Genomic DNA, 24,262 nt, shown 5'->3' on the forward strand with positions numbered 1-24,262 from the left:
ATGGCCGAAACCCCTCCCCGCTGTCTGCTCATCGCCCGCCAGGGCCCCGAGGACCGGGAGGACCGCATCGAGGACCACCTGCTGGAGCTGGTGGAGCTGGCCCGCAGCTGCGGCTTCGAGGTCTGGGCCCACCGCCGTCTGAAGCGCCCCCAGATCGCCCCGCGGACCTTCTACGGCTCCGGCCAGCTCCAGGCCCTGTCGGACGAGGCCGCCCGGCAGGGGGTCCGCCACCTCATCTGCGACGACGAGCTGAGCGGCAGCCAAGTGAACGCCATCGAGAAGGCCACGAACCTCACCTGCCTCGACCGCACGGGACTCATTCTCAGCATCTTCGAGCAGCGGGCCCAGAGCCGTGAGGCCAAGGCCCAGGTGGAGCTGGCCCGGCTGGAATACGAGCTGCCCCGCCTCAAGGGCGCATGGACCCACCTGGAGCGCCAGGTGGGCGGCGTGGGCGTGCGCGGGGGGCCCGGCGAGACCCAGATCGAGGTGGACCGCCGCATGATCCGCACCCGCATCAGCCAGCTCAAGCGGGAGCTCACCCACCTGGAGCGGGTTCGGGAAACCCAGCGCCAGGGCCGGCCCCAGGGCCTGCCCCGGGTGGCTCTGGTGGGCTACACCAACGCCGGCAAGACCACCCTGCTGAAGGCACTCACCGGCGAAGGCGAGCCCCGGGACCTGCTCTTCGCCACCCTCGACACCACCACCCGCAAGGCTTGGTTGGGCCAGGACTTCGACCCCGAGACCGGCGAGGGCAGCCCGGAGCCCAAGCACTGTCTGGTGGCCGACACCGTGGGCTTCATCCGCAAGCTGCCCCACCAGCTGGTGGCCGCCTTCCGCAGCACCCTGGGCGAGGTCCGCACGGCAGACGCCCTCCTGGTGGTGGCCGACGCGGCCCATCCGGACCTGGAGGACCACCTCAAGGTGGTGGGCGCCACCCTGCGTGAGATCGGCTGTGCTCCCGAGGACGGCGATGCCCAGCCCCGACTTCTGGTGCTCAACCAGGTGGACCGCCTGCACCGGCCCCAGAAGCTGGATCTGAAGAAGCGCCACCCGGGCGCCGTCCAGGCCTGCGCGCTCCAGGGCGCGGGCATCCCTGAGATCCGATCCTGGCTGCGGGAGCTGATCCCCGGGCCGCCCAAGCCCCGGGAGCTGGAGGACTGGGAGCTGCCGGACCCCGCTCCGGCGGTCTGATCCCTCCGGGGCGAAGCGGAGGGAAGACAGGGCTGGACCCGGAGATTCCTGTCGCGTAGCCTTGTTGCTTATGCAACTAACTGCCTCCTGGAAGACCGCCAGCCTGTCCCACATGATCACCGCGGTGAAGAGCCGCATGCGGCAGGTGGCCGGACGCCGCCTGGCCCCCTATGGGCTGACGCCCCAGCAGTTCCAGCTCCTGATGGCCGTGGCCGAGCGGGATGGCCGCTGCCACGGGGACCTGGCCCGATGCACCTGGATGGACAAGCCCACGGCCACCCGGATTCTCCGGACCCTCCAGGACCGCGGTCTCGTGCGGGCCGAAGGCGACCCCGCCCACCGGCGCCGGGTGCTGTTCCACCTCCTGCCTGAGGCTGAGGCGCTGGTCCAGGAACTGCGGACCTTCCGCCAGTCCATGCGTGAGGGGATGGAACAGGGGCTGGACCCCAAGGACCGGGACCGTCTCCGGGACATTCTGGCCTCGGTCATGGGCAACCTGGACCGGATGGACGAGCTGGACCGGATGGCGCAGGACCAGGATCAGGGCCCGGATCTGGGTCAAGGCCGGGTCGGCTCAACGGAAGGGAAGTAGGAGCTCGCCATGTGGATCGTCCGACTGGCCCTGCGCCGCCCCTACACCACCGCCGTCATGTGCCTCCTGGTGCTGCTCATGGGCGGCCTGTCCGTCACCCGCATGCCCGTGGACATCTTCCCCAGCATCGACATCCCCGTGGTGGCGGTGGTCTGGCAGTACGGCGGACTCGCCCCCGAGGAGATGGAGCGCCGGGTGATCTCCATCAGCGAGCGGGCCATGTCCACCACGGTGAACGGCATCGAGCGCATCGAGTCGCAGAGCATCCAGGGCGTCGGGCTGCTGCGGGTCTACTTCCAGCCCGGCACGGACATCGGCGCGGCCATCGCACAGATCTCGGCGGTGAGCGGCCCCATCCTGCGCTTCATGCCGCCGGGCATGACGGCGCCGGCCGTCATCCAGTTCAATGCCAGCAACGTGCCCGTGGTCCAGCTCGCGGCCCGCAGCGACACGCTGCCCGAGCAGAAGATCGTGGATTACGCCACCAACTTCATCCGCATCCGCCTCTTCACCATTCCGGGCCTGTCCACGCCGCTTCCCTACGGCGGCAAGGGACGCCAGGTCTCCGTGGACATCGACACGGCCAAGCTGGCGGCCCGGAGCCTCAGCCCCGCGGACGTGGTGAACGCCCTCTCCGCCGAGAACGTCATCACCCCCGCGGGCATGACCCGCATGGGCAGCCGCGAGGTGCCGGTGGTGACGAACTCCAGCCCCTCGACCATCGAGGCGTTCCGGGATCTCCCCGTGAAGGTGGTGAACGGCGCGCCGGTGCTGCTGGGCGACGTGGCCCGGGTCTACGACGGCTTCGCGGATCAGACCAACATCGTGCGCGTCAATGGCCAGCGGGCCACCTACCTGGCCATCCTCAAGAAGGCGGACGCCTCCACCCTGGCGGTGGTGGACGCCGCCAAGGAGGCCCTGCCGGCCATCCAGGCCGCGGCGCCCAAGGGCCTGGAGCTGAAGTTCGACTTCGACCAGAGCCACTTCGTGCGGGCCGCCATCCAGGACGTGGCCAAGGAGGCCCTGGCCTCCTCCCTGCTCGTGTCCGTGATGATCCTGCTGTTCCTGGGTTCCTGGCGCAGCATGCTCATCGTCTGCACCAGCATCCCCCTGGCGGTCCTGGTGGGCCTGGTGGGCCTGAAGCTGTCGGGCCAGACGCTCAACATCATGACCCTCGGCGGCCTCAGCCTCGCCATCGGCATGCTGGTGGACGACGCCACGGTGGAGGTGGAGAACATCCACCGCAACCAGGCCATGGGCAAGCCCCTCACCGTGGCCATCCTGGACGGCGCGCGGCAGATCGCCGTGCCGGCCATCGTGGCCACCCTGGCCATCTGCATCGTCTTCTTCCCGGTGGTGCTGCTGGTGGGGCCCGCCAAGTACCTGTTCACGCCGCTGGCCATGGCTGTGGTCTTCTCCATGCTGGCCTCATACCTGCTGTCCCGCACCCTGGTGCCCACCATGGCCCGGATGCTCATGGGCCACGACCATCCGGAGCCCGAGAGCCTCGTGGGCCGCTTCAACGCCTGGCGCGAGGGGGCCCTGGGGCGGTTCCAGGTGGCCTACGGGCGGGCTCTGGACCAGGTGCTGCACCACCGCGTCTTCGTCCTCATGGTGTCCCTGGCCTTCGTGGCGGTGAGCTCGGGCCTGCTCTTCGTCATCGGCCGCGACTTCTTCCCCACGGTGGACGTGGGCCTGATGAAGCTCCACGTGCGGGCCCCTGTGGGCCTGCGCCTGGAGGAGACCGAGCGGGTCGTGGCCCAGGTGGAAGCCGAGATCCGGAGCCTCATCCCGGCCGGAGAGTTGCGATCCATCAACAGCAACCTAGGCGTGGCCAACGCCTTCAACATGGCCTACATGCCCAGCGACAACGTCACGAGCCAGGACGCGGACATCTTCATCTCCCTGGCCCCCGAAGGGCACCACACCCGCGAGCACATGCGGCGCCTGCGGGAGGAGCTGCCGCGGCGCCTGCCGAGCGTCAGCTTCTACTTCCAGCCCGCCGACATCGTGAGCCAGGTGCTGAACTTCGGCGTGGCCGCGCCCATCGATGTCCAGATCGAGGGGCCCGACCTGGGGGCCAGCGGGGCGGTGGCCCAGCGCCTGAAGGCCGCCATCCAGGGTATTCCCGGGGCCGTGGACGTGCGCGTGAAGCAGGTGACGGAGGCCCCGGCCTACCGCATCGATGTGGATCGCCTCCGGGCGGCGCGGGCGGGCGTCACCCAGCGGGATGTCGCGAACGGCCTGCTCGTCTCCCTCTCGGGCAACGGTCAGCTGGCGCCCTCGTACTTCCTGAACCCGGCCAACGGCGTGAACTACACCGTGGTCGTGAAGTCCCCCCTGGCGAACCTGGACTCTCCCGACAAGCTGCTCGCGACGCCCTTCGGACTCCCAGGCTCCGCCGGGCTGCTCCAGGCGGAGCCCTTCAGGGCCGCGGGGCCCGCCACCCAGGCCGCCTTCCAGCCCCTCTCCAACCTGGCTTCGATCCAGCGGGTGAGCACCCCCAGCGAGATCAACCATGCGACGGTCCAGCGCGTGCTCGACGTCATGGCCAACGTGGACGGCCGGGACCTGGGCAGCGTGGTGAAGGAGATCGAAGGGCAGATCAAGGCCCTGGGCCCCCTGCCGCCGCCCATGAAGATCCGGATCCGGGGCCAGAACGAGGTGATGACGGAATCCTTCCGCAGCCTGGGCGGGGGGCTGCTGATCGCCATCGCCCTGGTCTACCTGCTCATGGTCGTGCTGTTCCAGAGCTGGCTGGATCCCTTCATCATCATCACGGCCGTGCCGGGCGCCCTGGTGGGCATCCTGTGGATGCTGGCCCTGACGGGCACCACCTTCAACGTGGAGTCGCTCATGGGCGCCATCATGGCGGTGGGCATCGCCACCTCCAACGCCATCCTCATCGTGAGCTTCGCCAACGAGGTGCGGGCGGGCAACCCCGGGCTGAGCGCCCTGGACGCGGCCCTGGAGGCCGGCAAGGTGCGCCTCCGGCCCGTGCTCATGACGGCCCTGGCCATGATCATCGGCATGGTGCCCATGGCGCTGGCCCTGGGCGAGGCCGGCAGCCAGAACGCGCCCCTGGGCCGGGCGGTGATCGGGGGCCTGCTCATGGCCACCTTCGTCACCCTCTTCATCGTGCCCGTCATCTACAGCCTCCTGCGGAGGAAGCCGCCCACGGCCCACCTGCTGGAGAGCCGGTTCCAGGAAGAACAGCAAGGGAGTGAAGCATGAGCGAGCGGCCGGAATCCCCGACCTTCAAGCTGGGCGGCGTCCTCACCGTGGCCGTGGCCGTCCTGGGCGTGGGCAGCCTCCTCTGGGCCCGCCAGTCGAACCTGAAGCGGGAGGCCCGGCACCTCCGGGCCGAGGCCGAGGCGGGCCCCCGGGTCCGCGTGACCCGGCTGGACACCCAGGGCGGCGAGCGCGCCCTGGCCCTCGAGGGCGAGGCGCTGCCCTACGCCAGCACCACGCTCTACGCCAAGGTGAGCGGCTTCCTCCGCAGCATCCCCGTGGACAAGGGCAGCGCCGTGGCCAAGGGTCAGGTGGTGGCCGTGGTGGAATCGCCGGAGACGGACCGGGACACCCAGGCCCTCCAGGCCGACGCGGACAACAAACGCCGGAACGCGGCCCGCAGCCGGACCCTGGGCGGGGACGGCCTCCTGAGCCCCCGGGACGTGGAACAGGCGGAGGCCGACGCCCGGGTGGCCGAGGCCAAGCTGGCCTCCCAGGCCACCCTCAAGGGCTACCAGGTGGTCCGCGCGCCCTTCAGCGGCGTGGTCACCCAGCGCTTCGCCGATCCCGGCGCCCTGGTCCAGAACGCCGGCGCCACCAGCACGGCCCAGCCCCTGGTGACCCTGGCGGAGGTGGACCGCCTCCGCGTCACGGTGTACCTGGATGCCTCGGCGGCGGCCCGGGTGAAGGTGGGCACCGAGGTGGAGATCCGCCCGGCGGAGCGCCTCGACATCGTCCGAAAGGCGAAGCTCAGCCGCGTGGCCGGGGCGCTGGATCCCCGGACCCGCACCCTGCTGGTGGAGGCCGACCTGGATAATCGGGACCGGGCCTTCCTGGCGGGGGGCTTCGTCCAGGTGGCGCTGAAGGTGCCCGCCGCCGGTCGCTTCGCGGTACCCGCCGAGGCCGTGGTTCTGCAGGGGGGCAAACCCCTGGCGGCCGTGGTGCAGGCCGATGGCCGGGTGCGCTTCCAGGCCCTCCAGCTCGGGGAGGAGGAGGATCAGCGCATCCGCGTGCTGGGTGGCCTGCGGCCCGGGGACACGGTGGTGCTGAATCCGCCCCTCGGCCTGAAGGACGGGGACCGGGTTCAGGCCGAGGGGCCTAATCCTTCCGGCGCCTGATCCTTCCGGGGCAGCATCCCCACGGTGGCCGCCAGGCCCAGGGCCAGCAGGATGCGCAGGAAGAAGAGGTTGCGGCTGAGACCGTGGGCCTTGTTGTAGGCCACGCGGTCCGCATGCTCCGGCGCCAGCGTCTCGATGGGCGCGTCGATGCGGGTCCGGATGGCCCGGACCTTGGGCGTCACCACGAAGGTGCTGGCCAGGCACATGAGCATGGCCACCAGCCAGGCAGCGCTCCAGAGTCGGATGGGGCCGATGAGATCCTCCTTCACTTCGGCGATCCACCGGGCGCCCCAGCTCAGTCCCGCCAGGCCGAAGACCGTCCAGGCCGCCCAGTCCAGGCGACCCAGGATGAGGCCGGCGATATGGCCCGCCACGTCGCGGCTGGGTAGCTCGCGGAAGAAGACCGGCGCGGAGAACACGCCGAAGCCCAGCGCGGCGCCCGCCCACAGCAGCAGGAGGGCGGTGGTGATGCGGTCGAGGCGGTGCAGAGTGCTGGGGCTCATGGATTTCCGTGCTGAATACCGAATGCTGAGGATTGAGGATTGAGGACTGAACCCTGAGGCCTGGGGCCCCCTACCACTCGTTGTAGGGGATCTGGTTGGTGGGGCTCTTGTCGGCGGAGCCGCTGCGGACGCGCCACACGCCCAGGTCGGCATCGGGATTATCGGGATCCGGGGGCTCGGTTTCGAGCTGCCAGGTGTCCCGGGACTGGGTCATGGGATCCCAGGGGATGTCCCGCAAGTAGCCCAGCTCCCGGAGGGGCGCGAGGCTCGAGGGATACTTTCCGCGATCCGCCCGGTACTGCTCGAGGGCGTGGTTGATCTGGAAGAGGTTCTCCTTGAGGACGGCCTCGCGGGCCACGGTCGTCTTGTACCGGTAGCCCACCAGACCGATCGTGGCCAGGAGGGCCAGGATGGTCATGACGACCAGCAGTTCCATCAGGGTGAACCCGCGCTGGCGGGAGGGGACGAGGCGCATGGCATTACCTTAGCGCAGCCGGGGGCCGGCGGAGGGGGTGGTTGCGGGATTGCCCGGGCCCGGACGGCGGGATCGACGTATGCTGGGCGCGTCCGGACGAGGATCCCATGCCCGAAACCGCGATCACCTTCGACGACATTCTCCTGATCCCGGCCTACAACCATCACGAGTCCCGGCGGATCGTGGACATCAGCATGACCGACAAGACCGGGAAGCTCCGGCTGGAGCTGCCCGTCCTGACGGCGAACATGGACACGGTGACCGAGGAGGCCATGGCCGACTTCATCGGCGAGCGGGGTGGCATGGGGGTCCTCCACCGGTTCATGTCCGTGGAGGAGAACGTCGCCATGTTCCGGCGCTGCCGCTTCCCCACCTTCGTCTCCGTGGGCACGGCCGAGGCGGAGATGGAGCGGGTGGAGGCTCTACGGGACGCGGGGGCCCAGTACTTCTGTGTGGACGTGGCCCACGGCCACGCCAAGTACGTCGGCAAGATGGTCAAGCGCATGCGCCTGATCCTGCCGAACGAATGCATCATGGCCGGGAACGTGGCCACCTACGCGGGGGCGGACTACCTGGCGAGCGTGAAGGCGGACATCGTGAAGGTGGGCATCGGCCCGGGCAGCGTCTGCACCACGCGCCTCAAGACCGGCTTCGGCGTGCCCCAGCTCACGGCCATCAAGGAGTGTTCCCGGGCGGACCGCTCCATCGTGGCCGACGGGGGCATCCGTACCCCGGGAGACGTCGTGAAGGCCCTGGCCTTCGGCGCGGACTTCGTGATGATCGGCGGCATGCTGGCCGGCACGCGCCCTACGCCGGGAGAGCCGCTCCGGGACGACGCCGGGACGCCCACCCGCAAGGTGTACCGGGGCATGGCCAGCCAGGAGGTGGCGGACGACCACCTGGGAGGCCTCACCGGGTGGAAGACCGCGGAGGGCGTGGCCACCGAGGTTCCCTACCGGGAGGACGAAGACGAGATTCTCGCTGACATCGTGGGCGGCCTGCGCTCGGGCTTGACCTATGCCGGCGCGAACACCATCCGCGAGCTCCAGCGGAAGCTCAACTACGTTCAGGTCTCCCCCGCCGGCTGGGTCGAAGGCCTGCCCCACAAGACGCTGCGCTGAGGCGCCCCGCGCTGGCATGCTGGGGGACACTCTCCCCGGAGGGGCCATGTCCCGCGAGATCGAGCTGATCCTCCTGACCCTCGACCAGGCCTACGACCGCAAGTCCTGGCACGGGTCGAACCTGAAAGGCGCGGTGCGCGGGCTGGGCGCGGGGGAGGCCGCCGGCCGCCCTGGTCCCGGCCGGCCCTCCATCCACGAACTGGTGGTCCACCTGGCCTACTGGAAATACGCCGTGCTGCGCCAGCTGGCCGATCTCCCGCGAGGCGCCTTCCCCCTCAAAGGATCGAACTGGTTCCCGCGGGGGGACGCCGATGCGACCCAGTGGAAGGCGGACCTGGCCCTGCTGGATCGCATGCACCGGGACCTGCGCGCTGCCGTGGCCGCGCTGGACCCCACCGATCTGGACCGTCCCTCCGCCAAGGCCCAGTACCGGATCCGCGACCTCATCCTCGGCACCGCCGCCCATGACCTGCACCACGGCGGCCAGATCCAGCTCATCAAGCGGCTCAGCAGGGAATGATCCCAGGGAGCCCTGATGGCATGGCTAACCACAGGGCTCCGTGGTTAATCCGTGTCTGTGGTCAGAGCACGCCCCGCTTCTTCTGATCCAGCTCAATGGAGTCGTACAGGGCCTGGAAGTTGCCCTCGCCGAAGCCCATGTTCCCCCGCCGCTGGATGATCTCGAAGAACAGCGGGCCGATCTGGTCCTCGGTGAAGATCTGCAGGAGGTAGCCGGTCTCGTCGCCGTCGATCTGGACGCCCAGCTCCTGCACGGTGGCCAGGTCCTCGCGCACGGTGTAGCCGCTTGCCGCGATGCGCCCGGGCAGCAGCTCGTAGTAGGTGTCGGGAACCCGCAGGAACTTGAACCCCTGGTCCCGCAGGGTGCGCAGGGTATGGAAGATGTCGTTGGTGGAGAGGGCGATGTGCTGCACGCCCTGGCCCTTGTGCCGAGTGACGTACTCCTGCACCTGGCTCTTCTCGTCCGTGGGCTGGTTGATGGGGATGATCACCTGGTTGTTGGCGCTTTGGACCACCTTGGAGTCGAGGCCCGTGCCCAGGGCACCGCGGATGTGGAACTCGCGGGTGACGACGAAGCCGTAGACGCGCTCGTAGAAGTCCACCAGGGCGTCCATCTCGGCGGGGCCCACGTTGTTGGTGAGGTGGTCCACGCGCACCAGGCCGGGATCGCAGAAGGCCGGGGCCGGGTCGGGCGAGAGGCCGGGCCAGAAGATGGACAGCTCGCCCTTCCGTTCGCCCTCGTTTCCCGGCGTGCGCTGCACGAGGAAGTTCCAGACGTCGCCCACGCCCTGGATCGCGGCGAAGCGGAGCGTGCCGTCGCCCAGCGGGTGCGTCTCGGGCTCCCGCATGACGCGGGCCCCCTGGGCGCGGGCCTGGGCCATGGCCACGTCCAGGTCGTCCACCAGGAAGTTGAGCGCGCAAACGCCTTCTCCGTGGGCCTGGGCGTAGCTGCCGGCCGGATGGGAGGCCATGGCTTCGAAGATGAGGATGTCCATGCGCTGCTGGCGCAGGTGGACCATCCGGCCCCAGGCGTGGGATCCGCTGGCCACGCGGGCGAACCCCAGGCGGCGGTAGAGGGGCTCCAGGCGCTCGACGGAGCCGGTCAGCTGGAAGTGATCGATGCGCTGCAGCCCCATGGGATTGCCGCCGGGCTCCCGGTGGGCAGGGGCGGTCAGGGCGAAGCTCGGAGCGGTCATGGACACCTCACACGGGGCAGACCGTCCAGTCTGGGGCCGCAGGGGCGTGACGGGAATCACATGAATGATGTTTACCCCATTGTATTCAATATTTAAACACCATTGAGTCAATTATGGAAATCAATGAAAAACGGGCCCGCGGAGCGGGCCCGTTTCCGATCCGCGCTTCGCGCGGATCGCCTCAGCTCAGGGAGGTCGCGATCACCTTCTCCTTGCTGAAGAACTCGAGGATGTCCCCTTCCTTCAGCTCGTCGAAGCCATCGAGGGAGATGCCGCAGTCGAGGCCGTTCTTCACCTCGGTCACGTCCTCCTTGAAGCGCTTGAGGTTCTTGATGCCGCCCTCGAAGAGGACCTCCTCGCCGCGCTTCACGCGGACCTTGTTCGATTTCTGGACCTTGCCTTCGGTGACGAAGGAACCGGCGATGACGGCCTTGCCGATCTTGAAGAGCTGGCGAACCTCGGCCTGGCCGTGGACGGTCTCCTTCTCGGTGGCGTCCAGCATGCCGACCATGGCCTGCTCGACCTCTTCCGTGACCTTGTAGATGATGTCGTGGAAGCGCAGGTCCACGCCCTCCTCGTGGGCGAGCTCCTCGGTCTTCTTCTCGGCCCGGGTCTGGAAGCCGATGATGGTGGCCTTGGAGGCTTCGGCGAGGAGCACGTCGTTCTCGGTGACGGTGCCGGCGGCGCTGTGGATGATGCGCACCCGGACCTTCTCGGTGCTGAGGCGCTCCAGCTGGCCCACCAGGGATTCCACGGAACCCTGGGTGTCGGCCTTGATGATGAGGGGCAGCTCCTTGACCTGGCCGTCCTTGAGGGTGCTGAACAGGGTCTCGAGGGTGGCGCGCTGCTTCTGCTGGGCCGCCTGCTTGGCCTTCTCCTGGCGGAAGGAGACGATGGTGCGGGCCTTGCCCTCGTCCTCCACCACCTGGAAGTTGTCGCCGGCGCTGGGCACTTCCTCGAAGCCGAGGATCTGCACCGCGGTGGAGGGCTCGGCCTCGGTGACGCGCTGGCCCAGGTAGTCGAACATGGCGCGGACGCGGCCCATGGTGGCGCCGGCCACGAAGATGTCGCCGGCCTTCAGGGTGCCGCGCTGCACGAGCACCGTGGCCACGGGACCGCGGCCGCGGTCCAGCCGGCCTTCGATGATGGACCCGGCGGCGGGGCAGTCGTAGACGGCCTTCAGTTCCTTCAGGTCCGCCACGAGTAGCAGGGTTTCGAGCAGCTCGTCGAGGCCCTGCTGGGTCTTGGCGCTGACGAGGACGGCCGGCACGTCGCCGCCGTAGGCCTCGGTCTGGACGCCGTACTGGAGCAGGCCCTGCTGGACCTTGTCCGGATTGGCGCCGGGCTTGTCGATCTTGTTGATGGCGACGACCAGGGGGACGTCCGCGGCCTTGGCGTGGTTGATGGACTCCACGGTCTGGGGCATGACGCCGTCGTCGGCGGCCACCACCAGGACGGCGATGTCCGTGACCTTGGCGCCCCGGGCGCGCATCTTGGTGAACGCCTCGTGACCCGGCGTGTCGAGGAAGACCACCTTGCGCTTCTCGCCGGTGTTCGGGTCCTTCACGGCCACGTGGTAGGCGCCCACGTGCTGCGTGATGCCACCGGCTTCGCCCGCGGCCACCTTGGTCTTGCGGATGGCGTCTAGCAGCGAGGTCTTGCCGTGGTCGACGTGGCCCATGATGGTGACGACCGGGGGACGGGACAGCTTTTCGCCCGCCACCTCGCCGGACTCATCCGCGGCGATCTGCACGTCCTCCTCGAAGGAGACGATGTCGGCCAGGTAGCCGAACTCGCGAGCGATGTCCTTGGCCATCTCGGTGTCGAGAGGCTGGTTGATGGTGGCGAAGATGCCCCGGTGGAGCAGCTTGGCGACCACATCCTTGGCGGGCCGGTTGCACTTCTCGGCGAGTTCCTTCACCGTCACGCCCTCAGAGAGCATGACGATGCCGATCTCCTCCTCGATGTACTCGCTGGCGACCTGCTGGGCGCGGGAGCGGGGCTGGCGGAGCTTGAGGTCGAGTTCCTCTTCCTTGCTCCGGACGTAGCCGCCCTTCTTCTTTTTGCCGCCCACGTGGGCGCCGCGACCAGGGCCCTTCTGGCTGTTGGGATCGATGGGACCCGAGGCCGGGATGGAGGGGCCGCGACCGGGGCCGCCGGGGCGGGGGCCCATGCCGGGACGGCCGGGACCACCGGGACGGGAGCCCATGCCGGGACGGCCGGGGCCGCCGGGACGGCTGCCGGGACCGCCCGGACGACCGCCGGGGCCGCTGGGGCGGCTGCCGGGCGCAGGGCGCGCCTGGGGCAGCTGGATGTAGCGGGCAGGTTCCGTGGACCGGGGCGCCGGGGCCGGGGTATCCGAGGTCTTGATGCGGCTGAAGCCCTGGTCCGGGCGCAGCTCGGTGATGGCGGGCGGAATGTAGGGACGCCGGCTGGGGGCCACGGGGGCGGGGGCGTCGTGGCGCACCTCTCCGCGGCCCGTGTTGGTGGCCATCTGGAGAACGGCCTTCTCCTTCTGGGGCATGCCGGAGCGCTGGACGTCCCGGGGCGCGGGGGCCTGGCCGGGCCGCTGGATGATGGGCCGGGCGCCCGCTTCGGGGCGGGGACCGGAACCCTGGGCCGCGGAGGGCTGGGCCGGACGCTGGGGCGCCGGGGCGCCCGCGGGCCGGGTGGGCGGGAGCTGGATGTAGCGGGCAGGCTTCTCTTCGCGGGGGGCCGGGGCGGCTCCCGTGGACACCTTCAGGCGGGAGAAGGTCTCCTTGGGCGCTTCCGCCGCCGGGGCCGGCGCCGGAGCCTCAACCGGGGCCGGCGCGGCGGCCGGGGCTGCGGACGCGGCGGGAGCGGGCGTCGGAGCCGGGGCGGGTTCGGTCGGCTTCGCCTGGGGCGTGGGCATGGCCGCAGGAGGGGCCGCGGGGGCCGCCGCGTGCGGCTCGGGGCTCGGTTCGGGCTGGGCTTCAGGCTTGGGCTCGGCCTTCTTCACCAGCACGGCGGGCGCGGCCTTGGGGGCCTCGACCGGGATCTCGACCTTGGGCTCGGGACGGGGGGCGACCGGAGCGGGTCCCTTCACCACCTTCACGGCGGCGGAGGGCTTGTGCAGCGCGAGGGGCGGCGCTTCGGTCTCCCCCTTGTGCTTGCCCTGGAAGGCCCGGCGCAGCTGGTCCGCCTGGTCATCGGTGAGGTTGGAGCTGTGGCTCTTCCCTTGGAGGCCCAGACGCTTCTCGCAGGCCTCGATGACCTCCTGGTTGGCGACTCCGAGCTCTTTGGCGAGTTGGTTGATACGCAGCATGTAAGGGGATTACCTCGGCCTGGGGGTGGGAAACGGGAAGGGCTGCAGGACTACAGCCTACTCCCCGAAGTACGCCTGCACGGCATCGATGAGACGGAAGGCCAGATCCTGATCCATGCCTTCCACCTGCATGAGCTGCTCGGCAGTGACAGTGTAAAGGGATTTGGCATCGGAATAGCCCGCGGCGGCCAGCCGGTCGGCGAGGGCGGCGTCCAACCCCTCGACCTGGATCTCGTCGAGCAGGGTGGAGGCGGGGGCGGCGGCTTCGGCGGCGGGGGCCGCCTCGGCGTCCATCTCCGGGAGGGCCAGGCCCATGGCGACCTCGGCCTCGCGGCGCTTGTCGGCCTCGCTGCGGACGTCGATGTTCCAGCCCGTGAGCTTGGCCGCCAGGCGGACGTTCTGGCCCCGCTTGCCGATGGCGACGCTGAGCTGCTCGTCGTCCACGACCACCTCGACCCGGTGGGCCTCGGGGTCCACCAGGTTCACCCGGATGGACTTGGCGGGGTTCAGGGCGTTGGCGATGAACTGGGCGGCGTCATCCGAGAAGCGCACGATGTCGATCTTCTCGTTCTTCAGCTCGCGGATGATGGCCTGCACGCGGCTGCCCTTGAGGCCCACGCAGGCGCCCACGGGATCGACATCCGGATCGAGGCTGTGCACCGCCACCTTGGCGCGGTCGCCGGCCTCGCGGACGCAGTTGCGGATGACCACAGTGCCGTCGTGGATCTCGGGGACTTCGTTCTCGAAGAGCTTGATGAGCAGCCGCGGATCCGTGCGGCTGACCTGCACCTGGGGATCCTTGGCGCTGCGGTCGACGCTGACGATCACCACCTTGATGCGCTGGCCCTTGTCGAAGCGGTCGCCGCGCAGCGCCTCGGAGCGGCGCAGCATGGCCTCGACGCGGTCGATCTCGAGGATGATGGCGCTCTTCTCGAAGCGCTTGACCTCGGCCACCACCACCTCGCCGATGCGGTCGGCGAACTCGGTGAAGATGCGCTCGCGCTCGGCCTCGCGGACCTTCTGCACCAGCACCTGCTTGGCGGCCTGGGCGGCGATGCGGCCGAGCTGGCTGGTGTCCTGGGGCAGCCAGAGGGTGTCACCCTCGGCCGCGTCCGGGTTCAGCGTCTGGGCTTCCGCCAGGCTGATCTCCAGGTCCTCCTCCTCGACCTCGGCCACCACCTGCTTCAGGGCGTAGACGTGGAACTCACCGGTCTCCCGGTCCATCTGGGCCTGGAAGTTGCCGTAGAAATCCTGGGCGTTGAAGAACTTGTCCGCGGCCTTGGCGAGGGCCTCCTCCACCGCCGCGAAGACATCTTCCTCGTTGATGCCCTTCTCGGCGGCGATCATCTTCACGCTATCGAAAAAGGTCGTTGCCACGTTCGCCATCTCAGGCCTCCTCGTCCTCGACGGCGCTTGTCTCTACGCCATCGGCATCGGGTACTTCAGTCAAACGGGCGGCCAGGTGCTTCGGCCGCGGGGTCTTGTCCTCATCGAAGGGCGCCAGGCGCGCCTTCTGGATGGACTCAAGGGGAATGTTCTTGAGGACGCCGTCCTCCTCCACGGTGACGCTGGCGCCCTCCACGGGGCCGATCCAGCCCTTGAAGCGCTTCTGGCCGTTGATGGGCGCGGCGGTCTGCACGCGGCAGAGCCGGCCCGCGAAGCGGCGGAAGTGGTCGGCCTTGACCAGGGGGCGCTCCATGCCCGGGCTGCTGACCTCGACCCCGAGCTTCTCCCGCAGATCGGGGAACTCCACGTCCATCCAGAGCAGGAGGCCCTCGTGAGCGGCGGTGCAGTCGTCCAGAGTGACCTTGCGGCCGCTGGTGGCGCCGTCGAGGTGGTCGATGTAGAGGCGCAGCACCTCGTCCCGGCCTTCGCGGGCCAGCTCCAGGTGCACCAGCTCATAGCCCAGCAGGGCCAGCTGGCGCTCGAGGAGGGGTTGCGCTTTCTTCAGATCCACGGGATCTCCGGGTGAACAACAAAAAAGGTGGGCCGAACCCACCCAGTCTTGGCACCCGAGTCCGGGAGGCCATGGCCGAATTGACCTATGAGTCTAGCGCGATGTGCAAGGGTTCTCAAGGCCGGGAACGCATCGGGGGGTGGCGGTGCCCGGCCCCGGTGGGCCCGGCCTCAGGCTGGCGAGCTGGCTGGTAGGCTGGATTGGGGGCTGGCGGGTCCCCTTTTGCCCAGGAGGGATGGCCCATGGCACAGGTGCTGGATGGCAAGGCGCATGCGGACCGCATGCTGGAGGTGGTGCGCCAGGGAGTGGAGGCCCGGCTGGCCGAAGGGAAGCGCGCCCCGGCCCTGGCCGTGGTGCTGGTGGGCGACGATCCCGCCAGCCACGTCTACGTCCGCAACAAGTCCGCGGCCTGCGCCAAGGTGGGCATCACCTCCCTGGAGCATCGGCTGGCGGCGGATACGCCCCAGGCCGTGCTGGACGCCCTCATCGACCGCCTGAACGCGGATCCCGGGGTGGACGGCATCCTGGTGCAGCTGCCCCTGCCCAAGGGGCTCGATTCCAAGCGGGCCCTGCACCGCATCAGCCCCGCGAAGGACGTGGACGGCTTCCACCCGGTGAACCAGGGCCTCCTGCTGGAGGGCCTGCCGAGCCTGCGCCCCTGCACACCCTCCGCCTGCATGTCCCTGCTGGCCCACCACGGGCTGGCGCTGAAGGGCCTGCGTGCCGTGGTGCTGGGCCGCAGCGAGATCGTGGGCAAGCCTATGGCCCTCATGCTGCTGGAGCAGCACGCCACCGTGACCATCGCCCACAGCCGCACGAAGGATCTTCCGGCCGTCTGCCGCGAGGCTGACCTGCTGGTGGCCGCCGTCGGCAAGCCGGGCCTGGTGGAAGGTTCCTGGATCAAGCCCGGCGCCGTGGTGGTGGACGTGGGCATCAACCGCGTGGACGACCTCGTCCTGGGGGAGCGCATCTTCGCCGCCGAGCCCAAGAAGCTGGAGACCCTGATGGCCAAGGGCGCCGTCCTCTGCGGCGACGTGCGCTTCGGCGAGGCCATGCAGGTGGCCTCCGCCGTGACCCCCGTCCCCGGCGGCGTCGGCCCCCTCACCATCGCGGGGCTGCTGACCAACACCCTGCAGGCGGCGAATAACCCCTAGGAGGGAAGACCTGGAACCGCGAAAGACGCGAAAAAGCCCGAAAGGAGATGGACAACCGGACTTCCGGGTCGGCGGCTTTCGGGTTTATTCCACGTCCTTGAAGCCTGGAAGCAATCTGTTTCCTTCTGTTCTTTCGCGTGCCCACAGGGCGTTTCGCGATTTTCGCGGTTAGCAGTTTTTGTTTCGGCTCAGGGGCAGAGCCCGCCGTCCACGTTGATGATCTGGCCGCTCATGTAGCTGGCCCAGTCGGAGCAGAGGAAGGCCACGACGCTGGCGACTTCCTCGGGCTCGCCCTCGCGCTTGAGGATGGTGGGGGCCAGGAGGACGCGCTTGGCCTCCTCGGAGACGTCCGCCGTCAGCTCGGTGTGGATGAACCCGGGGTTCACGGCATTCACCAGGACCCCGAAGGGGGCCACTTCCCGGGCCAGGCTCTTGGTGAGGGACATGACGGCGCCCTTGCTGGCGCCGTAGTTGGTCTGGCCGGCCATGCCGATGATGCCGGTGGGGCTGACGATGTTGACGACGCGCCCCCACTTGCGGGCCATCATGCCGCGGACGAAGGCCTTGGTGGCGTAGACGGTGCCCCGGAGGTTCACGTCCATGACCTCCTCCCACTTCGCATCGCCCATGAGGATGAAGGGACCATCCTTGCGGGTGCCTGCGTTATTCACGAGGATGTCCACGGGCCCCAGCTCGGCCTTCACTTGGTCCGCGGCGGCCTCCAGCTCGGCCTTCACGCGGACGTCCGCCAACACGGCCATGGCCCGGCGGCCCATGCCGCGGACCTCCGCCGCCACAGCCTCTGCCAAGTCCAGGTTCTTCTGGGCATGCACCGCCACATCCGCCCCCCAGCGGGCCAGCTCCACGGCGATGGCGCGCCCGATGCCCCGGGAGGAGCCGGTGACGAAGGCGATGCGGCCGAGCAGGGGAGGTTGGTTGAAGGGCATGGCGCGATTCCAGGGCAACGGATTAGGATGCCCCATGGGGGAAAGCATGTCCAAGGATCTGGTCAGCCCTGACGCCATGGAGGCCTTCCTGAAGGCGCATCCCGACTGGGTCGCGCAGGGCGATGCCCATGGCCTGACCCTTCGGCGCCGCTATGTTTTCTCCGGCTATCCGCGAGGCCTGGGCTTCGTCATGGCCGCCGCGGAACATGCCGAGAAGGTGAATCACCACCCGGACCTGACCCTCGGCTACCGCTGGGTCGTGGCGGTCCTCACCACCCACGTCAGCCTCGGCGTCACCCAGCGGGATCTGGATCTGGCCGAGGCCCTGGACCGGATGTACCAGGAGCACATCTAGCCAGGGGACCACCCTCGTCTCAGCGCATCGGTGGGGTGCGCGGTGGCGGGTTGAACCGCTCCTGCATGGACTGCACCTTGGTGAGGTCCAGTTGCTGGGGATTCGAGGGATCCGACGAGACCAGTTCGCTGAGTTCGATCTTCCCGTGGCTGGGCGGCGGAGCCGCGAAGGCCCGGACCAGGCGCTCCCGCAAGGCCTTGAGGGCGAGGGTGAAGGCCTCGCGCCGCGGTGTGTCCCGGTAGGCCAGATCCCACACTTCCACCGTGGCCCCGGCGGGATCCCGCTGGGGCGCGCGCAAGGCCCGGGGGGCGGCGTGCAGGATCAGGCTGTCCCAGCACCCGGGCTGCACCAGGCGGAGATGCATGACGGGATCGGTGCCCAGATCGGTGTGCAGATCCAAGGTTCCCACCTCCTGGGCCGCCAGGAAGGACGTGAGGACGAAACCGAACCAGCAGAGGTGCATGGAAGAAGGATGAGCCGGGCCGGGATGCGGTTCCTCAGGATTTCCGGGGCTTGGGTTTCCCGGTGCGCGGACCGGGCTTGCCTGCGGGGCGCCCACCGGGGCCTTCGCGGCGTGGGCCTGCCGGGCGGCTGGTCGCGTCATAGCTGCGCCGCGGACGCTCATCACCCTCGTCGCGGCGGGGTCGGGCCGGACGGTCGCCGGGGGTGAAGGGACGGCGGGGCTGCTCGTCGCTATCGTCGCGTCGCGGGCGGGCGGGGCGCTCGGTGGAGCCGAAGCTGCGGCGCGGACGTTCGTCGCCCTCGTCGCGGCGGGGTCGGGCTGGGCGGTCGCCGGAGGTGAAGGAACGGCGGGGCCGCTCGTCGCCTTCGTCGCGTCGCGAGCGGGCAGGACGCTCGGTGGAGCCGTAGCTGCGGCGCGGACGTTCGTCGCCTTCGTCACGGCGGGGCCGGGCCGGACGGTCGCCGGGGGTGATGGGCCGGCGGGGCCGCTCGTCGCCTTCGTCGCGGTGGGGCCGGGCGGGGCGCTCGGTGGAGCCGAAGCTGCGGCGCGGGCGTTCGTCGCCCTCGTCACGGCGGGGTCGGGCGGGACGGTCGCCGGGGGTGAAGGGCCGGCGGGGCCGCTCGTCGCTGTCGTCGCGCCGCGGGCGGGCGGGGCGCTCGGTGGCGCCAAAGCTGCGGCGCGGGCGCTCATCCCCTTCCTCGCGGCGGGGCCGAGCGGGACGGTCGCCAGGGGTGAAGGGACGGCGCGGCCGCTCGTCGCCTTCGTCACGGCGGGGACGGGCGGGGCGCTCGGTGGAGCCGAAGCTGCGGCGCGGGCGTTCGTCGCCTTCCTCGCGGCGCGGCCGGGTCGGACGGTCGCCGGGGGTGAAGGGGCGACGGGGCCGTTCGTCGCCATTGATGGGGCGGGGGCGGGCAGGCGCCTCCCGCTCGTCGAACCGCTTGGCACGGGCCACGCGCTTGAGCTTGTGGTCGCGGCTCTCGGTGGGCTGGAAGATGCCCTCCTCGCCCTTGGCGCCGGTGGCGGCGCGCTGCAGGCGGGCGGAATTCCGCAGGGCCTTGAGGGCCGCCTCCATGTCCGCGGGCATGGGGGCCGTCACCGTGACCTGCTCCTCGGTGACGGGATGCTTGAAGCCCAGCAGCTCGGCGTGCAGGGCCTGGCGATCCAGCAGGGGGCTCTCGGTGCCGTAGACCTGGTCGCCCAGCAGGGGGAAGCCGCGGTCCGCGAACTGCACGCGGATCTGGTTGCGGCGGCCCGTCTCCAGGCGCACTTCCACGACCGTGTGGCCGGGCAGACGCTCGATCACGCGGTAGTGGGTGACGGCCTCCTTGGCGCCCGCGGGCATGCGCTTGCCGCCGCCGGGGCCCTTGCGGACCTTGGCCACGGACATCTTCAGGGACTTGGCGTGCTCGATGAGGTGGCCCGCCAGGGTGCCGCTGTTCTCCGGCAGCTCGCCCACGAGGATGGCGAAGTAGACGCGCTGGAGGCGGTGCAGCTCGAAGTGCTTCTTGAGGCCGTGCAGGGCCTCCGGGGTCTTGGCGAAGACCAGCACGCCGCTGGTGAAGCGGTCGAGTCGGTGGACGATGAAGAGGTTAAAGCGTTTGAAGCCGCGGCGGCGGTAGGACTCGGTGATGGCCTCCGCCAGGCTGGGCTCGCCGCCCTGCTCGGCCGGCACCGTCAGCAGGCCCGCGGGCTTGAAGACGAAGAGCAGGTGGTTGTCCTCCCACAGCGTCTCGTAGGGGCCGGAGCTAAGCTTTTTCGGCGGCGGCAGCACCTCGTAGGTGAGCTCGGGATCGAACACCACCTTCACGGTGTCGCCGGCCTTGAGCCGGTGGCCGTGCTTCTCGGCGGTCTCGCCGTTCACCGTCACGCAGCGGCCGTCGATGAAGCCCTTGGCCTGCCGGTGGCTGATGACCATCACCTTGTGCAGCTCCGAAGCCAGGGCCGCGCCCTCCTGCTCCGCCTGCCATTCCCGTTCGATGCGTGCCATGGCGACGCCCTCCGTCATCGCCCCGCGTCACTGTCAACGCCGAGCGGACATTCAGAAGACCATGAAACGCTTTCCCCACCTAGGAAAATGGGGGAGCGGCAAGCCGCTCCCCCATTCGCCAGCCGGGCAAAGCCTACTTCTTGGCGAAATCCCCCGCCTTCACGATCACGAGCTTCGCGGGGTCCAGGTGCTTGCGCAGGGAGGCGTTGACCTCGTCGAGCTTGAGGGCCTGGACCTTGGCCTCCAGCTCGGCCTCGAAGAGCACGGGGCGGTCCAGGTAGAGGGAGGTGTTCAGCCAGCCGGCGATCGCACGGTCGTCCTGCCGCTCGGTCTGCTCACCCTGCAGCCAGGTCTTGCGGGCGAAGTCCAGCTCCTCCTGGGTGAAGCCGTCCTTCAGGGCCTTCTGCAGCTCTTCCTGGAAGGCCGCCTCCAGCTTCGCCGCGTTCTGGGGCGCGTAAATGGCGTAGGCCTGCCAGGAGGTCACGGGATCCTGGCTGCTGACGTTGGCGTAGGACCCGGCGCCGTAGCTGAAGCCCTCCTTCTGGCGCAGGCGGTCACCGAGGCGGTTCTTCAGGGTGCCGCCGCCGAGGATCTGGTTGGCCATGAGGAAGGCCGGGTAGTCAGGATCCGTGTCCTTCATGGCCCAGCGCTCCACGGCCAGGAAGATGGCCATCTGCTTGTCCGGCGTCTCCAGGACCTTGGACTGGCCGGGGACCTCCTTCATCCGCGCGGGGATGCGCGTGTAGGGGGAGGCGGACGTCCAGGTGCCGAAGAGGTCGGTCACGAGGGCCTGGAGCTCCTTGGCGTCGAAGTCGCCGGAGGCGGCGAAGGTGGCGTGGTCGGCGCCGTAGAAGGCGGCATGGAAGGCCTTGAGGTCCTCCACCTTGGCCGCCTTCAGGTCCTGGATCCGGGTCTCCAGGGGCCGGTAGGCCGAGGGGTGCCCGGCGGGGTAGGCGTCCAGGGTCTGGCCCAGGAACTCCATGGCCTTGGCCTGGGGTTCCTGGCGCTGGGACTCGATGCCCGTGGTCTGCTGCTTCACGAGGGTGTCCAGCTCGGAGGTCGGGAACGCGGGCTCACGCAGCACCTCGGCCACGAGCTTCAGGGTGGCGGCCAGGTTCTCCCGGGGCACCTTGATCCGGGCATTGGCGGACGTGGCGCCGCCGGTGATCATCACTTCCGCCTTCAGCTTATCGAAGGCGTCGGCAATCTCCTGGCGCGAGTGCTTGAGGGTGCCGCGCATGAGCATGGCGCCCGTGAGGTCCGGCACGGCCTGCTTGTCCCGCAGCGAGGACTCCTGCCCGAAGCGCAGGGTGAACTGCACCGAGGCCATGTTGCCCTTGGTCTTCTTGGACAGCAGGGCGCCCTTCAGGCCGTTGGGGGCAGTGAAGCGGAGGGTGCGCTGGTCCACGTGGGCGGGGGTGGCGTCGAAGGACTCGCCCTGGGCGATGGTCTGCTTGCCGGTGTAGTTCTTCACGTCCGCCGCGACATCGGGCACCCCGGGCACCTCGGTGCGGTCCGGCTTCTCCGTGGGGAGGTACTCCCCGAGGGTGCGGTTGCTGGGTTTGAAGTAGGTGACGGCGACCTTCTGGACCTGCTCGAGGGTGGCGGACAGCGTGCGGTCGCGGTCCAGGAACCACTCCCGCCAGTCGCCGGTGGCCATGGCCTCGCTGAGGCTGATGGCCATGTTCTTGGTGTTGGAGAGGGTCTGGTCGACGCCCTTCTGGACCTGGGCCTTGGCGCGGTCCAGCTCGGCCTGGGTTAGGGGCTTGTCCTTCAGGTCCTCCACCTCGCGCAGGAGGATGGCCTTCACCTTCTCCACATCCCCATCCTTCGGCAGCATCACGCCGAACATCTGGAGGCCGGGCTCGTAGGTGGAAAACGAGAGGGGGAAGACCTGGGCGGCCAGCTTGGTCTCCACCAGGGCCTTGTAGAGACGGCCGCTGGGCGCGTCGGTGAGGATGCTGGCCGCCAGGTCCGTGGCGCTGCGATCCGCCTGGGCAGAAGGGGGGACGTGGTACCCGGCCACCAGGAGCGGGGTGCCGCCCACGCGGCGGATGGTGACCAGCCGCTCGCCGTCCTGGACGGGTTCCACGGTGTAGGTGGGCTCCAGGGTGCGGGCCGGCTTCGGCAGCCGGCCGAAGGTGGCGTTGATGTAGGCCAGGGTCTTCGGTCCGTCGAACTGCCCCGCCACCATCAGGACCGCGTTGTCCGGCTGGTAGTACTTCGTGTAGAAGGCCCGGAGGTGGTCCACGTTCACATGCTCGATGTCGCTGCGGGCCCCGATGACGGGCTTCCCGTAGTTGTGCCAGTCGTAGGCCGCGGACATCACGCGCAGGATGGTGGTGCGGAAGGGGCTGTTCTCGCCGGACTCGAACTCGTTGCGGACGACGGTCATCTCGCCGCTCTTGCCGTCCTTGCCCCACAGCGTCTCCGCCGTGAAGGTGCAGTTCAGCATCCGGTCCGCCTCCAGATCCAGCGCCTTCTTCAGGTTCTCCTCGGAGGCCGGGAAGGAGACGTAGTAGTTGGTGCGGTCGAAGTTGGTGGTGCCGTTGGCGTCGCCGCCCAACTCGTTGAGGATCTTCCAGGTGTCCGGCCGGGCCTTCGTGCCCTTGAAGAGCATGTGCTCCAGCAGGTGGGCCATGCCCGTCTCGCCGTAGTGCTCCTGCCGGCTGCCCACCAGGTAGGTGATGTTGGTGGTGATGGTGGGCTTGCTGGCGTCGGGATAGAGCAGCACCCGCAGGCCGTTGGCCAGGCGGTACTCGGTGATGCCCTCCACCGTCGTCACCTGTACGGGCGCGGCCAAGGGTGTGGCCAGGGGCTCAGCCTTGGCGGCCTTGACCGGGGCGGTGGCCTTGGGAGTCCTGGCGGGCCTGGGGGCGTCCCCCGCCACCAGCGCCATGGCCAGGGCCCCGCAGAGGGGCAGCATCAATCGACGGGAGAAGGGCATGTGACCTCCAGGTTGTGAAAGATTCCCGATGGGAGACCCTCAGATTACGCGGCATGCAGAGAAGCGCTTGTTAAGAAATGTTTAGGTCTGGCCTGAGGTTCCCCTCGGGAAGGGGCCGGGCCTGGGGAGGTTGACAGGAGGGGCGGAAGGGATCATGTTCATACATCTAGATGTCATAAGCATCTAGATGCTCAACATGGAGCCAACTCTCATGTCTTCCCTCATCCTGCTTTCGCTGGCCCTGTCCGGCCTTCTCCTGTCCGCCCGGAAGGACCGGGCTCGCACCCGCAAGGCCCTGGAGGCGGCGTGGCGATCCTGGCTCGGTTTGCTGCCCTCCCTCCTGGGGCTGACGGCGGGCATCGGGCTGGCCACGGTCCTGATCTCGCCCCAGGCCGTGGCGCGGCTGTTCCAGGAGCACGGGGCCGCGGGCTTCCTCCTCCTGTCGGGCCTGGGTGCCCTGATCACGATCCCGTCGCCGGTGGCCTATCCCCTGGCGGGAACTCTCCACCGCATGGGAGCCAGTCTTCCCGCCCTCGCCAGCTTCATCACCACCCTCACCATGGTGGGCGTCCTCACCGCGCCCCTGGAGGTCAAGGCCTTCGGCCGGGCCTTCACCTTCCAGAGGCAGGCCCTGAGTCTTGCCCTGGCCCTGACCATCGGGGCGGCCATGGGGGTGCTCCTGTGAGCCGGACCTGGCGTCCCGTCTTCTGGATCCTGGCCGCCATTGCGGCGGTCCATCTCGGCCTGGCTTGGCGGTTCCCACAGCTTGCGGCGGCCTCGGCCAAGGGGGGCCTGCAGGGCTTCGGCCAGATCCTGGCCATCCTGCCCCCGGTGCTGGTCCTCCTGGCCCTGTTCGACGCCTGGGTTCCCCGGGCGGTGGTGGAGCGGAGCCTCGGGCCGGGATCGGGCCTCCGTGGGGTGGCCTTCGCCATGCTGCTGGGCACGGCGGCGGCGGGACCCATCTACGCGGCCTTCCCCCTGGGCCTGTCGCTCCGGGAGAAGGGGGCCCGGACCGCCAACCTGGTCATCTTCCTGGGCGCCTGGGCCACCATCAAAGTGCCCATGCTGATGCTGGAGAGCGCCTTCCTGGGCCCGCGCTTCGCCCTGATCCGCCTTGCCCTCACTGTCCCCGGGATCCTCGGCTGCGGGTTCCTCATGGAGCGGCTGGAACGCCGGTCGGCCCGCTGAGATAGGCGCTGAGGAGGGCGCTGAGGGTACAC

20 protein-coding genes are annotated in these 24,262 nt (G+C 69.4%); 10 read left to right on the top strand and 10 right to left on the bottom strand.

What is annotated here, in order from left to right:
• From hflX to MLG87_RS13815, 4 genes are all read left to right on the top strand, one after another.
• Window positions 1-1,191 carry a GTPase HflX gene (gene hflX, locus MLG87_RS13800; protein ID WP_243295726.1) on the top strand — a complete coding sequence of 397 codons (1,191 nt, stop codon included), beginning with the start codon at window positions 1-3 and terminating at the stop codon, window positions 1,189-1,191.
• Window positions 1,192-1,261: 70 nt separating this feature from the next.
• Window positions 1,262-1,783 carry a MarR family winged helix-turn-helix transcriptional regulator gene (locus MLG87_RS13805; RefSeq protein WP_243295727.1) on the top strand — a complete coding sequence of 174 codons (522 nt, stop codon included), beginning with the start codon at window positions 1,262-1,264 and terminating at the stop codon, window positions 1,781-1,783.
• 9 nt (window positions 1,784-1,792) lie between these two features.
• A complete protein-coding gene (locus tag MLG87_RS13810; RefSeq protein WP_243295728.1) occupies window positions 1,793-5,017 on the top strand; it encodes an efflux RND transporter permease subunit in 3,225 nt (1,074 codons plus the stop codon).
• Window positions 5,014-6,132 carry an efflux RND transporter periplasmic adaptor subunit gene (locus MLG87_RS13815; protein WP_243295729.1) on the top strand — a complete coding sequence of 373 codons (1,119 nt, stop codon included), beginning with the start codon at window positions 5,014-5,016 and terminating at the stop codon, window positions 6,130-6,132. Before MLG87_RS13810 ends, MLG87_RS13815 begins: the two co-directional genes overlap by 4 nt.
• On the opposite strand, the gene MLG87_RS13820 is transcribed toward MLG87_RS13815, so the two are convergent.
• Together MLG87_RS13820 and MLG87_RS13825 are read right to left on the bottom strand one after the other, a co-directional pair.
• The gene (locus MLG87_RS13820) at window positions 6,099-6,635 is read right to left on the bottom strand and encodes a DUF4149 domain-containing protein (RefSeq protein ID WP_243295730.1); all 537 of its coding nucleotides are present in this window, start codon (window positions 6,633-6,635) and stop codon (window positions 6,099-6,101) included. The two genes, MLG87_RS13815 and MLG87_RS13820, sit on opposite strands and share 34 nt — an antisense overlap.
• A 70-nt stretch (window positions 6,636-6,705) precedes the next feature.
• On the bottom strand, window positions 6,706-7,110 hold the full coding sequence (locus MLG87_RS13825; RefSeq protein ID WP_243286864.1) for a type II secretion system protein: 405 nt from the start codon (window positions 7,108-7,110) through the stop codon (window positions 6,706-6,708).
• 107 nt (window positions 7,111-7,217) lie between these two features.
• On the opposite strand from MLG87_RS13825, the gene MLG87_RS13830 reads away from it, so the two are divergent.
• Window positions 7,218-8,231: a guanosine monophosphate reductase gene (locus tag MLG87_RS13830; protein WP_243295731.1), complete on the top strand. Its 1,014-nt coding sequence runs from the start codon at window positions 7,218-7,220 to the stop codon at window positions 8,229-8,231.
• A gap of 46 nt (window positions 8,232-8,277) precedes the next feature.
• Window positions 8,278-8,751: a DinB family protein gene (locus MLG87_RS13835; RefSeq protein WP_243295732.1), complete on the top strand. Its 474-nt coding sequence runs from the start codon at window positions 8,278-8,280 to the stop codon at window positions 8,749-8,751.
• Window positions 8,752-8,812: 61 nt separating this feature from the next.
• On the opposite strand, the gene hppD is transcribed toward MLG87_RS13835, so the two are convergent.
• The 4 genes from hppD to MLG87_RS13855 all read right to left on the bottom strand — a co-directional run bounded on the left by hppD (window position 8,813) and on the right by MLG87_RS13855 (window position 15,189).
• Window positions 8,813-9,946 carry a 4-hydroxyphenylpyruvate dioxygenase gene (hppD, locus tag MLG87_RS13840; protein WP_243295733.1) on the bottom strand — a complete coding sequence of 378 codons (1,134 nt, stop codon included), beginning with the start codon at window positions 9,944-9,946 and terminating at the stop codon, window positions 8,813-8,815.
• A gap of 181 nt (window positions 9,947-10,127) precedes the next feature.
• Window positions 10,128-13,232 (bottom strand): translation initiation factor IF-2, encoded by a 3,105-nt coding sequence (gene infB, locus MLG87_RS13845; protein ID WP_243295734.1) that lies wholly within the window; start codon window positions 13,230-13,232, stop codon window positions 10,128-10,130.
• A gap of 57 nt (window positions 13,233-13,289) precedes the next feature.
• A complete protein-coding gene (gene nusA, locus MLG87_RS13850; protein WP_243295735.1) occupies window positions 13,290-14,618 on the bottom strand; it encodes a transcription termination factor NusA in 1,329 nt (442 codons plus the stop codon).
• Between the two features lies 1 nt (window position 14,619).
• Window positions 14,620-15,189 carry a ribosome maturation factor RimP gene (locus MLG87_RS13855; RefSeq protein WP_243295736.1) on the bottom strand — a complete coding sequence of 190 codons (570 nt, stop codon included), beginning with the start codon at window positions 15,187-15,189 and terminating at the stop codon, window positions 14,620-14,622.
• Window positions 15,190-15,431: 242 nt separating this feature from the next.
• Between MLG87_RS13855 and folD the strand changes: the two genes are divergently transcribed.
• A complete protein-coding gene (folD, locus tag MLG87_RS13860) occupies window positions 15,432-16,343 on the top strand; it encodes a bifunctional methylenetetrahydrofolate dehydrogenase/methenyltetrahydrofolate cyclohydrolase FolD (RefSeq protein WP_243295737.1) in 912 nt (303 codons plus the stop codon).
• Window positions 16,344-16,531: 188 nt separating this feature from the next.
• Here folD and MLG87_RS13865 read toward each other — a convergent pair whose 3' ends face one another.
• Window positions 16,532-17,290, bottom strand: a complete 759-nt coding sequence (locus MLG87_RS13865) for a 3-oxoacyl-ACP reductase family protein (protein WP_243295738.1) — start codon at window positions 17,288-17,290, stop codon at window positions 16,532-16,534.
• 46 nt (window positions 17,291-17,336) lie between these two features.
• Here MLG87_RS13865 and MLG87_RS13870 point away from each other — a divergent pair, with 46 nt between their 5' ends.
• Window positions 17,337-17,645 carry a 4a-hydroxytetrahydrobiopterin dehydratase gene (locus tag MLG87_RS13870; RefSeq protein WP_243295739.1) on the top strand — a complete coding sequence of 103 codons (309 nt, stop codon included), beginning with the start codon at window positions 17,337-17,339 and terminating at the stop codon, window positions 17,643-17,645.
• A 19-nt stretch (window positions 17,646-17,664) separates the two neighbouring features.
• On the opposite strand, the gene MLG87_RS13875 is transcribed toward MLG87_RS13870, so the two are convergent.
• From MLG87_RS13875 to MLG87_RS13885, 3 genes are all read right to left on the bottom strand, one after another.
• Window positions 17,665-18,108 carry a hypothetical protein gene (locus MLG87_RS13875; RefSeq protein WP_243295740.1) on the bottom strand — a complete coding sequence of 148 codons (444 nt, stop codon included), beginning with the start codon at window positions 18,106-18,108 and terminating at the stop codon, window positions 17,665-17,667.
• Window positions 18,109-18,142: 34 nt separating this feature from the next.
• Complete coding sequence (locus MLG87_RS13880; RefSeq protein ID WP_243295741.1) at window positions 18,143-20,095, bottom strand: RluA family pseudouridine synthase; 1,953 nt, start codon at window positions 20,093-20,095, stop codon at window positions 18,143-18,145.
• 133 nt (window positions 20,096-20,228) lie between these two features.
• Complete coding sequence (locus MLG87_RS13885) at window positions 20,229-23,042, bottom strand: M16 family metallopeptidase (protein WP_243295742.1); 2,814 nt, start codon at window positions 23,040-23,042, stop codon at window positions 20,229-20,231.
• 211 nt (window positions 23,043-23,253) lie between these two features.
• Between MLG87_RS13885 and MLG87_RS13890 the strand changes: the two genes are divergently transcribed.
• Window positions 23,254-23,727 carry a hypothetical protein gene (locus MLG87_RS13890; RefSeq protein ID WP_243295743.1) on the top strand — a complete coding sequence of 158 codons (474 nt, stop codon included), beginning with the start codon at window positions 23,254-23,256 and terminating at the stop codon, window positions 23,725-23,727.
• The gene (locus MLG87_RS13895; RefSeq protein WP_243295744.1) at window positions 23,724-24,230 is read left to right on the top strand and encodes a hypothetical protein; all 507 of its coding nucleotides are present in this window, start codon (window positions 23,724-23,726) and stop codon (window positions 24,228-24,230) included. Before MLG87_RS13890 ends, MLG87_RS13895 begins: the two co-directional genes overlap by 4 nt.
• The last annotated feature ends 32 nt before the right edge of the window (window positions 24,231-24,262 follow it).

This window comes from Geothrix mesophila (genome assembly GCF_022808835.1).
Classification (GTDB): Bacteria; Acidobacteriota; Holophagae; order Holophagales; family Holophagaceae; genus Geothrix; species Geothrix paludis.